Source organism: Paenibacillus sp. NPDC057886, from assembly GCF_042796655.1.
In the GTDB taxonomy this organism is placed as follows: domain Bacteria; phylum Bacillota; class Bacilli; order Paenibacillales; family Paenibacillaceae; genus Paenibacillus.
This window is the reverse complement of the sequence record NZ_JBHVMZ010000004.1, coordinates 19,626-32,556: the sequence shown is the minus strand read 5'-3', so window position 1 is coordinate 32,556 and position 12,931 is coordinate 19,626. Positions and strand designations below refer to the sequence as shown.

The following is a 12,931-nucleotide window of genomic DNA, read 5'->3' as shown; positions in this document are numbered from 1 at the left end:
TAGGTCAGGGGAAATCCTGCTTTTGGGTAGGAGGACTCCTTGACCCATGCAATATTCTAATGTACAAATATAACAGGCAAGCCAAATACGCAGAGAAGAAAGGGAGAGGGTATCGTGAGTTTTACTAAAGAAGACATACTACGCATCTCAAAAGAAGAAAATGTACGATTCATTCGTTTGCAATTTACCGATTTGCTTGGAGCAATCAAAAACGTTGAGATCCCTGTGAGTCAGCTAACCAAGGCTCTGGATAATAAAATGATGTTTGATGGTTCTTCCATTGAAGGTTATGTGCGTATCGAAGAATCCGATATGTACCTCTATCCGGATCTCGATTCTTGGCTGATTTTCCCTTGGGTAGCCGAGAACCGTGTTGCTCGACTGATTTGCGACGTATATCTTCCGGATGGTAATCCGTTTCCAGGAGATCCGCGTGGCATCTTGAAACGAAACCTGAAAGAAGCCGAAGAAATGGGATTCACTTCCTTCAACGTCGGTCCTGAACCAGAGTTCTTCTTGTTCAAAACAGACGAAAAAGGAAACCCGACTAACGAACTGAATGACCAAGGTGGATATTTCGACCTTGCGCCTACGGATCTTGGTGAAAACTGTCGTCGTGACATCGTTATCACACTTGAAGAAATGGGCTTTGAGATCGAAGCTTCCCACCATGAGGTAGCTCCAGGTCAGCATGAGATCGATTTTAAATATGCTGATGCTCTAAAAGCAGCAGACCAGATCCAAACGTTCAAACTCGTTGTTAAAACGATTGCACGTCAGCATGGTCTACATGCTACCTTTATGCCGAAACCGCTGTTTGGTATGAACGGTTCCGGTATGCACTGTAACCAATCCTTGTTCCAAGGCAAAGTGAACGCATTCGTAGACGAGTCGGACGAGCTGGGTCTGAGCAAAACTGCACGTCACTTCATGGCTGGAACTTTGAAGCATGCGCGTGCGTTTGCAGCAATTACGAACCCAACTGTGAACTCATACAAACGTCTTGTACCAGGTTATGAAGCTCCTTGTTATGTAGCATGGTCCGCCAGTAACCGTAGCCCAATGATCCGTATTCCAGCTTCCCGTGGTTTGAGTACACGTGTTGAGGTTCGTAATCCGGATCCGGCTGCGAACCCTTACCTTGCCTTGGCTGTTTTGCTGAAAGCAGGTTTGGATGGAATCAAACGTGAGCTGTCCTTGCCAGCTCCAATTGACCGTAACATCTACATCATGTCAGAAGAAGAGCGTGTGGAAGAAGGCATTCCAAGCTTGCCAGCTGACCTGAAAGAAGCATTGAACGAATTGATCCGCAGCGAAGTCATCTGTGATGCTCTCGGCGACCACGCCTTGGCTCACTTCTATGAGCTGAAAGAAATTGAGTGGGACATGTATAGAACACAAGTCCACCAATGGGAACGCGATCAATATATCACGTTGTACTAATAGCTGAATCCCTTGGCGCTCTAGCGCTGAGGGGTTTTTCTTTTTGTGGGCGAGGGAATTTAAAAAAAGCCAGGTAGAATACTATTCTACCTAGCTTTATATCTATAGGATCTCAATCCTTAATTTCTGATAAATAGTACTCATATAACTCATTAATTGAAGAACTAGAAAGTAAGTGAGTGACTGCTTCAATCGATTCTCTATTCCAATCAAACCAGCGTATTTCTTTTAATTTCATGATTTCTTCTTCTGAGAAACGCTTCCTAACTTCTTTTGCAGGATTTCCACCAACTATTGTGTAAGGAGCGACATCTTTTATTACAACTGAGCCTGCTGCAACAATTGCACCTTCACCAATGGTAACACCCGGCATAATCATTGCATTCATGCCGATCCATGCATCGCTTTCTATAATGGTATCTCCTTTGGGTGAGAAGGAATGGCTAATTTGATCAGCAAACGGATAAAAAGTGATCCACTCCGCATGATGATTGTTATTTCCTCCCATAAGAATGATGACGCCGGCTGCGATGCATACATAATTACCAATAATTAATCGATCTATTTGCCATCCAAATTCCTCAATTGGGTTGAATAAGCCCCTCGATTTTTCATCTCCCCATAAATATCTCACACATCCGTCTTCAAAAGAAGAATTGCTATCGTAATAACCGGAGTAATAGGAGTAATCGCCGACTTCGATTAATGGATTGGTTACAATGTCCTTTAAATACTTAATTTCAGACCAGTGATTAAATTGGTTTATATTCATTTTAATTTCCTCGCTTCTAAGTTATATTTCCGAGTAACTTAGAAGCGTGATGCGGTAGCTACATTCTTTAGTTTTTTTAGACGACGAATCATCTGAATCATCCTTCCTTAAGATATGAGGGCCATTGTAGCAATCACTTCTTTTTTTGTCAATCCTATTCTAATAAAGAGATGTCAGTAAGTACCCTAGTTCAAAGTGTATATAATGAGGAAAAAAATTCAGGGAGAGAAAATATAAACAGAAAGGGTGTCCACCATTTGGAAGGATGATACATCACGTTGGAGTAAAACAGGGACGGGAACATGAATGTAAAGAGGAAGCTGGCAGGCGTAGCACAGTCTTGGCATATTAGTGTTATGGCCTTTTATGTAGTCAATAAGAAATAGAATGGTTAATTAAATTATGATCATATCGTTGAAGCGAGAGTACGTTGTAATCGTTTTCTCTATTTTCACAGTATCTATATGTTGATAGTTTCATATAATTGCGTTATAATTCATTTGTGTTTTTAGAAATTAAATTTTGGGCAATTAATTGGAGATGTTAATATGGAACAAGAGAAACAACTCGTTGCCGCACAGCGGGCATTTTTTTATACAGGTCAAACTAAGTCTATTGAGTACCGTATCCGTGCTCTTCAGCAATTAAGACAGGGAATCGAAAAATATCAGCAACGTATTCTTGACGCACTTCGTGCGGATCTAAATAAATCTGAAACAGAGGCTTATGGCTCCGAGATTCGGATCGTGTTGGGTGAACTGGATTTTGCATTGGAACATTTGGAGGAATGGGCTGCACCGAAAGCTGTGCCTACAAATTCTGCTATACCTGATGGCACAAGCCTGATCTATCCTGAACCTTATGGAGTTGTTCTTATTATTGCACCATGGAACTATCCGTTCCAACTGGCTTTCGGCCCTCTAATTGGAGCCATTGCTGCGGGTAACTGTGCCATTATTAAGCCGTCTGAATTAACCCCAGCCGTGTCACGTCTGACTTATGATTTGATTCATGAGGTATTTCCTAGTGAGTATCTAGCTGTTATGGAAGGGGAAGTCGAGACAAGTACAGCATTGCTGAAAGAAAAGTTTGATTACATTTTCTTTACAGGCAGTACAGGTGTTGGCCGCATTGTTATGAAGGCAGCTGCTGAGCATTTGACTCCCGTTACGTTAGAACTAGGTGGTAAGAGTCCGGTCATTGTTCACCAGGATGCGGATTTGAAGCTGGCAGCTCAGCGCATTGTTCGCGGTAAATTCCTGAATGCTGGGCAAACCTGTGTCGCTCCGGATTACTTGCTTGTGCACGAAGAAGTGCATGACAAATTACTGGAATTGATCGGTGTAGAAATTCAGGATAAATTTGGAGACGATGTGATGAGAAATGCTGATTTTCCGCACATTGTCAACGCACGTAACTTTGATCGTTTATCGCAGTTACTCCACGATGGAAAAGCATTGATCGGTGGACGTTCTGAACGTGATCAGCTGCTCATTGAACCAACAGTACTAGGGGAAGTGGATTGGAAATCCCCTGTGATGCAAGAAGAGATCTTTGGTCCAATTCTTCCTGTATTTAAGTATAACGACCTCAATCCCATGCTAGATGAGATCGTTCGCCGTCCAAAACCACTGGCATTATATCTCTTCACTCAGGATGAGGATCTGCAGAAACAGGTTCTGACTCAAGTATCTTTTGGTGGTGGATGTATCAATGACACATTGTCTCATATGACATCACATTATCTCCCGTTTGGAGGCGTAGGAGAAAGTGGAATAGGTTCCTACCATGGTCAACAGAGTTTTGATGTGTTTTCTCATCATAAAAGCATTCTTAAACGCAGCGAATAGTCGGCTAATGTAGAACAATATAAGTAGTATGAGAAAAAAAGGTTGTCCCGTTGAACGGGACAACCTCTTTAAGTATCTTATTGTGAAACATCTGAACAACTTCAATACATTTTAATGAATATCACGGAAAAGGCCAATGACTTTGCCCAGGATGCTAACGTGTTTCAAACGCAATGGTTCAAAAGTCGAATTTTCCGGTTGAAGACGAATATGATCTTTCTCTTTGTAGAACGTTTTTACCGTTGCTTCATCGTCTTCAGTCATGGCTACTACGATATCGCCGTTATCTGCAGTTTGCTGCTGACGTACGATAACATAGTCTCCGTTAACAATGCCTGCTTCAACCATACTGTCTCCCACGACCGAAAGCATAAATACTTTCTGTTCGCCTACATAATGCGTAGGAAGAGGAAAGTAATCTTCGATATTTTCTGTTGCTGTGATCGGAACCCCTGCAGTAACTTTACCCACGACAGGAATGCGAGCAACGCTGTGAGCAAACTGATGTGAATGCTCTGACTCTTCCTGGCTGAGAAGTTCAATGGCTCTTGGTTTGGTTGGGTCACGTCTGATTAGACCTTTCTTCTCCAAACGATCCAGATGTCCATGTACTGTAGAGCTGGAAGCCAATCCAACGGCTTCACCAATTTCGCGTACGGAAGGAGGATACCCCTTCAACCGGACTTCATTGCGTATAAACTCCAGAATAGCCTGTTGCCTGCTGGATATCTTCGACATACCGTATCAACCCCATTTTAGTAACGTTTGGGAAAATTATAACATAGAACCTCCGTTCGTACAAACATAAGTTCTAAATAAAATGCCATAAAATCAATGTTATTTTGCAAAGTAAGATGAAAATTTACTTTGAGTCTAATCAAATACTACAAATGGCAGTTCCCATACAATAGAAGAAAGATAATAGAATGTAGAAAGTATCAAAAAAAGCGAACAATTGTTCTAAAAAAGTTGTTGTACAAAACAAGTGTTCGTGTTATATTGATTTCAACGGATAGGAACAAACGTTTGGAGGTCGATATTTAATGAGATATTCTACTTATCAAAGTATTTACGAACCGGTGCATTCAGAAGTGGTTGAAACTAACATAAGAAATTTTAAGAAGGTTTTTGCAAAAGGTAATGTCCCAACATGGGTGCTGAAATTAATAATTGTATCATTAATTATATTGATTGGATGCAGTACAGTACTGACTGTATTTGCAGGCAATGAGAGCGATCTGTTACCTGGAGGGAAGATGGCAGTTTCACAAGGAGATACGCTATGGAGTATATCATTGGATCACAAACCGGAAACGATGGATACACGTGTATATATAGAAGCAATCAAGAAAGTGAATCAACTCCAGTCAACTTCAATACAGGTGGGGCAAGTCTTAATACTGCCTCAATTCACAAAATAAAAACTGCATATCCACACGCGCTAGTGCGTGTCAGCTTGACAAGCTGCCCTTATCATGTCAAAGTTAATATGACTTTGTATTTTTGGAGGGGACAAGCTTGGATATAGATAGTCTGGTAGCACGTATTAATGAATTGGCTCGCAAGCAAAAATCCACTGGATTGACAGAGGAAGAGCTCGCAGAACGTGCCAAGCTTAGAGAAATCTATTTGAATAACATTCGAAGCAATTTCAGACAACAACTGGATTCGATTGAAATTGTAGATGATGAGAATGATCAAGGCCACCAAGGCAAACTCAAACATTAACGAAACCTAATGATATCATTATGATATTTAGGTTTCTTCCTGTTATCTAGAGGTTGCAAATTATAGGGGGAACTGTTGGTTTGCAGTTATGTAAGCCGATACAAAGAACATCTAAGGGGGATTCTCATGTCGCGTTCGTTCGAGAGAACGGTTCGGAAAAATTCTAAGCAGTTGAATCAGCAACGTAAAAAAAGCGGTCAACCGGTTTCCGGTACACCAGGTGAGGATGTATTTAAAGGACGTAGCCTTCTGTTTCCTATTTTTCTGATCGGACTAGCTTTCTTGTACCTCTTTATGAGTACATTTCTTGTCAAAGCTCCGATGACCACTTGGGACTGGGTGACCATGTTGCTGTATGTATTTTTGGCAGTCATCTTCATGCTCCGTCGTCCTTATGTCAAAATAGGAAGTAATCGGATTTTGACGACAAAGGGGAACCGTGAGCGTTCAATTGGAGTCGACGATATCGTGAAATTCAGAATTGAGCCAGGCACAGTTGTGATTGAGCATAATGCTCGAGGTAAGAGATGGGTATTTACCAAACTACTCAATCGTTATGATACCGATGCAATTACTGAACGTCTTCTGAAATTCGCCAAAGCACATCAGATCACCGTGGAAACATACGAGAAAAAGTAATTATTGCATAAAGGGGAAGATGACCGAAATGGCGTTAAAAGCGATTTTGTTCGACCTGGATGATACTTTACTGTGGGATGAGCGCAGTGTTCGAGAGGCCTTTCATGAGACTTGCCTGATCGCAGCTCAAGAGACTGGCGTTAAACCCGAAGACCTTGAAGAAGCTGTTCGTAATGAGGCACGTAATCTGTATGAGTCTTATGAAACTTTTTCGTTTACCAAAATGATTGGGATCAACCCTTTTGAAGGCCTCTGGGCTAACTTCACGGGTGGGGATCAGCCGGAGTTTCGCCAGTTGGAGCAGCTTGCACCCGCATATCGTAAAGAGTCATGGCGTCGTGGCTTGTTAAAGCTTGGTGTTGATCGTGAAGATCTGGCGGAACAACTCGCCTCACAATTTGGGGCAGAGCGGAGATCGAGACCCCATGTCTATGAAGAAACGATGGAAACGTTGAGTCATCTACAAGGGAAGTTCAAGCTTTTGCTTTTAACCAACGGCTGTCCTGCTTTACAACAAGAGAAACTTGATGGCGTTCCTGAATTGGCTCCTTTTTTTGATGAAATTATTATCTCGGGTACGTTCGGTAAAGGAAAACCTGATCCTTCGATCTTCGAGCACGCATTGAATAAGTTGGGAGTACAACCTGAGGAGAGTATGATGGTTGGAGATAAGCTTACGACTGATATTCGTGGAGCGTTGTCTGCAGGTATTCAGTCTGTTTGGATTAACCGAGAGAATAAAGTGAATACCGAATCGTATGTGCCTGACCATCAAATCAAGCATTTATCCGAATTGGAACGTATCATTGCTGAATTCTCAATTAGTGCATCATAAATAAATCGTATTTTTGTGTTCTGTCCAGACATTGTTAGATTCCATGAGATGTATTTCATCCATGAAACCTAACAATGTTTTTTTGTTTTGGGGCAGCTTGTACTATACCGTATTAACGTAATATAAAAATTTTTTACTAAAAGTTATTGAAATTATAGAACTGCTGATTTAGAATATAACTAACATACTAGTATGACTAGTATGCGAATGAATGCAGCGAATATCTGTTGACTTACTCGAATGAAGTGGAAGCGGGAGTTATTCGCTATTATTTTCATATCCATTGTAAGCGCTTTACATAATTGAAGAAAACCATTTAATTCTGGAAATACAGTAGGTCATGGTTAGTACCAAATGAAGGTAAACACCTTAATCGATATGTATCTCTAGTGATCGCCAGATTTGATATCGCTTACATTATCTGTTTTGTTTATTCTGCAGGTGGGGGTGAAGTTCATCTGATTACTTGTCTTCTACAAAAAGAAGAGATGATGAGAATTGATCGAAAACGCTTTTATTTTATCAAGCTAAGGATCGGAGTGAAATAACATATGGAGTCGGAAACCGCTAAAACTACGCTAACGATGACATCTTTACGTAAAGAAAGCAGATTAAGAACGGCTGGAGCTCTACTTCGCAAAGATTGGCAGCTGTACTCACTGTTAATTCTTCCAATTATCTATCTTATTATTTTCAAATACGGGCCAATGCTTGGTAATGTAATCGCCTTTAGACGATTTGTACCAGGAGGCAGTATTTTTGGAGAGACGTGGGTTGGATTCAGGTATTTTCAGATGTTCATTCAAGACCCAACCTTTTGGAAAGTATTTGGAAACACACTGATGCTCGGTGGACTTGCGTTACTTTTCACCTTCCCAGTTCCGATCATTTTTGCATTGCTACTGAATGAGGTGAAAAGCAAACGATTCAAAAAGTTTGTTCAGACCGCATCTTATCTTCCACACTTCTTGTCCATCGTCATCGTTGCCGGAATGATTCTGCAATTAACGGCAGTTAATGGCTCCATTAACGGGATGGTTTCATTTTTTACCGGAGACAGCATTCCTTTCATGCAGCGAGCGGAATGGTTCAGAACAATCTACATCACCTCTGAGGTTTGGCAAGGTATGGGGTGGGGAGCCATTCTATATTTAGCTGCATTGACAACAATTGATGATTCTTTGTATGAGGCTGCGCGGATCGATGGTGCGAACCGTTGGAAGCAAACCCTGCATATAACCATACCGGGCATTTTGCCAACAATCGTTACGTTGCTGATTTTGAATATGGGTAATTTCCTTGCGGTTGGATTTGAGAAAATCTTGCTCCTTTACAATCCGCTGATCTATGAGACATCTGACGTGATTTCTACTTATCTGTACCGGGTAGGTTTGCAGTCCAGCAATTTCAGTTATGCTACCGCCATCGGTTTGTTCGAATCCATTATTGGACTGATCCTGGTATTCTCGGTTAATGCAATTTCACGCAGACTGACACAACGAAGCTTGTGGTAAAGGAGGAGCAATATGCTGGAATCAAAATCATACAAAGTATTTAAAGTTTTCAATGCGATCTTTTTGCTGCTTGTGGTGTTCATCACGCTCTATCCGTTTCTGAATGTCGTGGCCCAATCCTTCAGTAGTGAGGCTTATATCAACTCAGGCAAGGTGAGCATTATCCCGAGAGGATTTAATGTTGAAACCTACAAGACCATCTCTCGCGATAGTATGTTCTGGACCAACTATAAAAACACAATTATATATACCGTTGTAGGTACTTTGATTTCCATGTTCATGACGACTATTTTCGCTTATGCCTTATCCAAGAAAAGATTAATGGGACGGAAATTTTTGACGATGTTCGCCGTGTTCACGATGTTTTTCAGTGGCGGCTTGATTCCTAACTATGTCCTGATTAACTCTCTGGGCTTCAATAATACGATGTGGGCATTGGTTGTGCCTGGTGCAATCAGCATTTATAACATGTTAATTATGAAATCATTTTTTGAGAACATGCCTGAGGAGCTTGAGGAAGCGGCAGCTATCGACGGTTTGAATACCTATGGCATTTTGCTACGGATCATTCTACCACTGAGTAAAGCTGTCATGGCAACGATGGTTCTGTTTTACGCTGTGGGACACTGGAACTCCTGGTTTCCAGCCTTCTTGTATCTCGACAAAAAGGAACTGTTTCCCGTTACGATCTACTTGCGCAACATGATTGCAGGTGCAACTGGTGGTGCGTCAGCTGGTGCGTCAGCGGATAATCTGACTCAAATTTCTGCAAATATCAAATCGGTCACCATGGTACTCACGATTTTGCCTATTTTAACAATTTATCCATTTGTTCAAAGGTACTTTGTAACCGGTATCATGTTGGGATCTGTAAAACAGTAATCCTAACCCGATATAGTTCAACATCTTGATTGTAAGGCCAATCTAAACCACATGCAGGGGGAGAATTGAATGAAACAGAGACCACGTAAGCTGGTAGGCAAGTTGGTATTGGCAACAATGATGAGTGTCGTATTGGCAGCATGCAGCAGCGGTGCTGGTGGAGAGAAAGTCGAACCAGAATCCAAGGGGGCCATGGAATCCTATGGTGTAGGGGAGACCTTCAAAGCCACTGAACCGTTTAATCTATCTATTCTATACAGTGACCAGCCTGCATATCCGTACAAGAAGGATTGGCTCCTATTCCAAAAAATCACGGAAAAAACCGGAGTTACGCTGGAGCCTACCATCGTTCCGATGAGTGACTATTCCCAGAAAAGATCCCTTCTGATTAGTTCTGGAGATGCCCCACTGGTTATTCCGAAAACCTATCCGGGTGAAGAATCTGCTTTTGTATCGTCTGGTGCGATTTTGCCAGTGAGTGACTATGTTGATTTGATGCCTAATTTCAAGGATAAAGTAGAGAAATGGGGACTTCAGGATGAGCTGGAGAGCCTTCGACAAGAAGATGGGAAATATTATGTGCTTCCAGGTTTACATGAAGAGGTTTGGCCGGATTATACCCTTATTGTGAGAACTGATATTTTGGAGAAAAATAACATTGCCATTCCAAAGACATGGGACGAATTGTATGATGCAGCCAAAAAGCTGAAAGAAATCTATCCAGATTCAGTTCCGTTCTCGGATCGTTTCCAATTTAACAGTACATTAAATATTGCTGCTACCAGTTTTGGAACGAAAGCTGGTTGGGGATTCGGCAATGGTTTAACCTATAAAGAAGATAAGGATGAATTTGTATACACATCGACCACGCCGGAATACAAGGAGATGTTAACTTACTTTAACAAGCTTGTATCAGAGGGGTTGCTGGATAAGGAAAGTTTCACCCAGGACGATGACCAGGCTATTCAGAAATTTGTTTCCGGAAAATCCTTCATTATCAATGGTAACTCGCAAACGGTAGTACTTCATCGTAACGACATGAACAAAACGTTGGGAGAAGGGAATTTCTCCATCGCCAAAATTACGGTTCCTGGTGGTCCAAAAGGCCAATTGATGTCTGGCTCCAGACTTGAAAACGGTGTCATGGTTTCCGGGAAAATTAAAGACAACGAGAATTTCAAAGCAACCATGCAATTTATTGACTGGTTATACTACAGTGATGAAGGACAGGAATTTGCCAAGTGGGGTGTAGAGGGCGAAACCTTCACCAAACAGGATGGCGTCCGCAAGTTGGCAGAAGATGTAAACTATAACGGATTGAATCCAAAGGGCACGAAGGACTTGCGCATCGATTATGGATTCTCCGGTGGTGTGTTTGCCTATGGAGGAACGACAGATTTGTTGCACTCCATGTTTAGTGAGGAAGAACTGAAATTCCAGCAAGACATGAAAGATATCAAAGAAGTGGTTCCTGCCGAGCCGCCAATTCCTTACTCGGATATCGATCGTGAACAGGTGACGCTACTTAGTACCCCACTCAAGGATTTTTCGGATCAAAATACGCTTAAATTCATTTTGGGAGAACGTAATCTTTCTGAGTTTGATGCATTTGTAAAAGAGCTGGAGAGCCAAGGCTTGCCTCAGTATATGCAGCTTTCCAATGATACGTATAAGAAGTACAAAGAAAACAAGCAATAATAGTTGTAAACTGAAATTTGCCCATTGCCGTTTCACTGAGGGAATTTTAGTGGAGCGGCAAATTGTGCTAAGATGGATGAATATGGCTGAGAGGAAGAGGTTAAGGAATGTCACTTAATCAAAAGATTAGAGGTTCGACCCGGGCTTATTCATACAATCTGATAAAGGAACGCATTCTGCACCTTGAACTTGAGCCTGGTACCAAGATTTCTGAGAAGGAAATTGCGGATGAATTGCAAGTAAGCAGAACGCCAGTACGTGAAGCATTCATGAAGCTTGCCGAAGAAGAATTACTGGATATCATTCCACAGAGTGGAACCATTGTCTCCCATATTAATCTGGAGCATGTTGAAGAAGGCCGGTTTATGAGAGAGAAGATGGAGAAGGAAATTGTTACTCTAGCTTGTGCTTCTTTTCCGGAAGAATTTAGATTCAGACTGGAAACCAATATCGCCATGCAGGAAGTATGTATAGGGAAAAATAATTTCTATCGGCTTTTTGAACTGGATGAAGAGTTTCATCAGATATTGTTTCAAGGCACTGGAAAAATGAGAACATGGAAAATGCTACAGCAACTCAATATTCCCTTTAATCGCCTTCGTTTATTACGCTTATCTGAAGATTCCGATGCAGAGGTTATTATTTCACAACATAAAGAAATATACCGACTCATCACGGAACGTGAGACCGATCGAGCTGTTGAGGTTATGGAAGCTCATCTCAGACTAGTTGTTGTTGAACAAGAGAAGATGAAGGCAAAATATCCGCATTATTTTATATAAAACATCAAATATTGTATACTATCTCAATATGCAGAAACCCCTGTTCGAAATGAACAGGGGTTTGTTGAGCAAATAATAGAATTTGCTTATTATGCTTGTTTGATAAACGTTGGATCCGGGTAAGGATCTGCGATCCAGCCATCTTTTTCAATGAATAGACGCACGGCAATGATTTGTTTGTTCTCCATCAATGTGAAGAAGTGTGGGGTGTTCTCAGGTACTGAGATAACGTCTCCAGGAGACAATTCTACATTAAAGTAACCTACATCATCTGTAGCTTTGATGACAAAGATTCCTTTGCCGGCTACAATAGCACGGATTTCATCCTCAGCATGAGTATGAATTTCTTCAAATTTGGCAAGCTTCTCTTCAATATCTGGTGTTTGTTCAGACAGCGTAATTACATCCCAGATTTGGTAGCCGCGACGCGCAGCCAAGTCTCTGATTTCATAGTCATATGTTTTTAGTACTTCTTCTTTTTGTTCATCGGTGAGTCCAAAGTTATTTTGCAGATCAGTGTTTAATTTGGACGCGTCCCACTTTTCAAATAATACTTCATATTTGTTTAAGAAATTTCGAACATTTTCGTCTCCAGTGATACGTTCGTTCGTATTTCGGATTACAATTTCAGCCATGTTCTTTCCCTCTTTTCCACTTGGTTTAATCGCTATTATATCGGATTCCTCTATTTTTGTCGATTCACAAATTCATTCGACCTACATAAAAACCGCCAGGGGACTGATAAAACCCGATCTTTCACATTAAGTTAGTTTCTGTTAAACTAATAT

General features: G+C 41.3%; 13 protein-coding genes. 10 read left to right on the top strand and 3 right to left on the bottom strand.

Going from position 1 to position 12,931, the window contains the following annotated elements:
* The first annotated feature begins 114 nt into the window (after nt 1–114).
* Nucleotides 115–1,443 (top strand): type I glutamate--ammonia ligase, encoded by a 1,329-nt coding sequence (glnA, locus tag ACFVQB_RS13920; protein WP_063562869.1) that lies wholly within the window; start codon nt 115–117, stop codon nt 1,441–1,443.
* Between the two features lie 112 nt (nt 1,444–1,555).
* Here the strand turns inward: glnA and ACFVQB_RS13915 are convergent, their stop codons facing one another.
* On the bottom strand, nt 1,556–2,215 hold the full coding sequence (locus ACFVQB_RS13915; protein ID WP_379439856.1) for a CatB-related O-acetyltransferase: 660 nt from the start codon (nt 2,213–2,215) through the stop codon (nt 1,556–1,558).
* A gap of 548 nt (nt 2,216–2,763) precedes the next feature.
* Here ACFVQB_RS13915 and ACFVQB_RS13910 point away from each other — a divergent pair.
* Nucleotides 2,764–4,065 carry an aldehyde dehydrogenase gene (locus ACFVQB_RS13910; RefSeq protein ID WP_379439854.1) on the top strand — a complete coding sequence of 434 codons (1,302 nt, stop codon included), beginning with the start codon at nt 2,764–2,766 and terminating at the stop codon, nt 4,063–4,065.
* Between the two features lie 111 nt (nt 4,066–4,176).
* Here ACFVQB_RS13910 and lexA read toward each other — a convergent pair whose 3' ends face one another.
* Nucleotides 4,177–4,803, bottom strand: a complete 627-nt coding sequence (lexA, locus tag ACFVQB_RS13905) for a transcriptional repressor LexA (RefSeq protein ID WP_024630400.1) — start codon at nt 4,801–4,803, stop codon at nt 4,177–4,179.
* 305 nt (nt 4,804–5,108) lie between these two features.
* On the opposite strand from lexA, the gene ACFVQB_RS13900 reads away from it, so the two are divergent.
* The 8 genes from ACFVQB_RS13900 to ACFVQB_RS13865 all read left to right on the top strand — a co-directional run bounded on the left by ACFVQB_RS13900 (nt 5,109) and on the right by ACFVQB_RS13865 (nt 12,143).
* The gene (locus ACFVQB_RS13900) at nt 5,109–5,486 is read left to right on the top strand and encodes a LysM peptidoglycan-binding domain-containing protein (RefSeq protein ID WP_379439850.1); all 378 of its coding nucleotides are present in this window, start codon (nt 5,109–5,111) and stop codon (nt 5,484–5,486) included.
* 97 nt (nt 5,487–5,583) lie between these two features.
* Nucleotides 5,584–5,793, top strand: coding sequence for a DUF896 domain-containing protein (locus tag ACFVQB_RS13895; protein ID WP_062325454.1), 210 nt, complete (start codon nt 5,584–5,586; stop codon nt 5,791–5,793).
* Between the two features lie 126 nt (nt 5,794–5,919).
* A complete protein-coding gene (locus ACFVQB_RS13890; RefSeq protein WP_113052104.1) occupies nt 5,920–6,432 on the top strand; it encodes a hypothetical protein in 513 nt (170 codons plus the stop codon).
* Between the two features lie 28 nt (nt 6,433–6,460).
* Nucleotides 6,461–7,267 carry an HAD family hydrolase gene (locus tag ACFVQB_RS13885; protein WP_379439846.1) on the top strand — a complete coding sequence of 269 codons (807 nt, stop codon included), beginning with the start codon at nt 6,461–6,463 and terminating at the stop codon, nt 7,265–7,267.
* Between the two features lie 584 nt (nt 7,268–7,851).
* A complete protein-coding gene (locus ACFVQB_RS13880) occupies nt 7,852–8,781 on the top strand; it encodes an ABC transporter permease (protein ID WP_379441335.1) in 930 nt (309 codons plus the stop codon).
* Nucleotides 8,782–8,793: 12 nt separating this feature from the next.
* Entirely contained in the window at nt 8,794–9,663 is an 870-nt protein-coding gene (locus tag ACFVQB_RS13875; protein WP_024630394.1) for a carbohydrate ABC transporter permease, read from the top strand.
* A 69-nt stretch (nt 9,664–9,732) separates the two neighbouring features.
* A complete protein-coding gene (locus ACFVQB_RS13870; protein ID WP_379439834.1) occupies nt 9,733–11,361 on the top strand; it encodes an ABC transporter substrate-binding protein in 1,629 nt (542 codons plus the stop codon).
* A 107-nt stretch (nt 11,362–11,468) separates the two neighbouring features.
* A complete protein-coding gene (locus tag ACFVQB_RS13865; RefSeq protein ID WP_379439832.1) occupies nt 11,469–12,143 on the top strand; it encodes a GntR family transcriptional regulator in 675 nt (224 codons plus the stop codon).
* Nucleotides 12,144–12,232: 89 nt separating this feature from the next.
* Here ACFVQB_RS13865 and ACFVQB_RS13860 read toward each other — a convergent pair whose 3' ends face one another.
* Entirely contained in the window at nt 12,233–12,778 is a 546-nt protein-coding gene (locus tag ACFVQB_RS13860) for a cupin domain-containing protein (protein WP_163760002.1), read from the bottom strand.
* Nucleotides 12,779–12,931: the final 153 nt, after the last annotated feature.

Bases quoted from the DNA above. Each gene is read 5' to 3' on its own strand.
- ACFVQB_RS13910 (WP_379439854.1), top strand. From the start codon at position 2,764: ATGGAACAAGAGAAACAACTCGTTGCCGCACAGCGGGCATTTTTTTAT.
- ACFVQB_RS13890 (WP_113052104.1), top strand. From the start codon at position 5,920: ATGTCGCGTTCGTTCGAGAGAACGGTTCGGAAAAATTCTAAGCAGTTG.
- lexA (WP_024630400.1), bottom strand. From the start codon at position 4,803: ATGTCGAAGATATCCAGCAGGCAACAGGCTATTCTGGAGTTTATACGC.
- ACFVQB_RS13880 (WP_379441335.1), top strand. From the start codon at position 7,852: ATGACATCTTTACGTAAAGAAAGCAGATTAAGAACGGCTGGAGCTCTA.
- ACFVQB_RS13860 (WP_163760002.1), bottom strand. From the start codon at position 12,778: ATGGCTGAAATTGTAATCCGAAATACGAACGAACGTATCACTGGAGAC.
- ACFVQB_RS13885 (WP_379439846.1), top strand. From the start codon at position 6,461: ATGGCGTTAAAAGCGATTTTGTTCGACCTGGATGATACTTTACTGTGG.
- ACFVQB_RS13915 (WP_379439856.1), bottom strand. From the start codon at position 2,215: ATGAATATAAACCAATTTAATCACTGGTCTGAAATTAAGTATTTAAAG.
- ACFVQB_RS13900 (WP_379439850.1), top strand. From the start codon at position 5,109: ATGAGATATTCTACTTATCAAAGTATTTACGAACCGGTGCATTCAGAA.
- ACFVQB_RS13870 (WP_379439834.1), top strand. From the start codon at position 9,733: ATGAAACAGAGACCACGTAAGCTGGTAGGCAAGTTGGTATTGGCAACA.
- ACFVQB_RS13875 (WP_024630394.1), top strand. From the start codon at position 8,794: ATGCTGGAATCAAAATCATACAAAGTATTTAAAGTTTTCAATGCGATC.
- ACFVQB_RS13865 (WP_379439832.1), top strand. From the start codon at position 11,469: ATGTCACTTAATCAAAAGATTAGAGGTTCGACCCGGGCTTATTCATAC.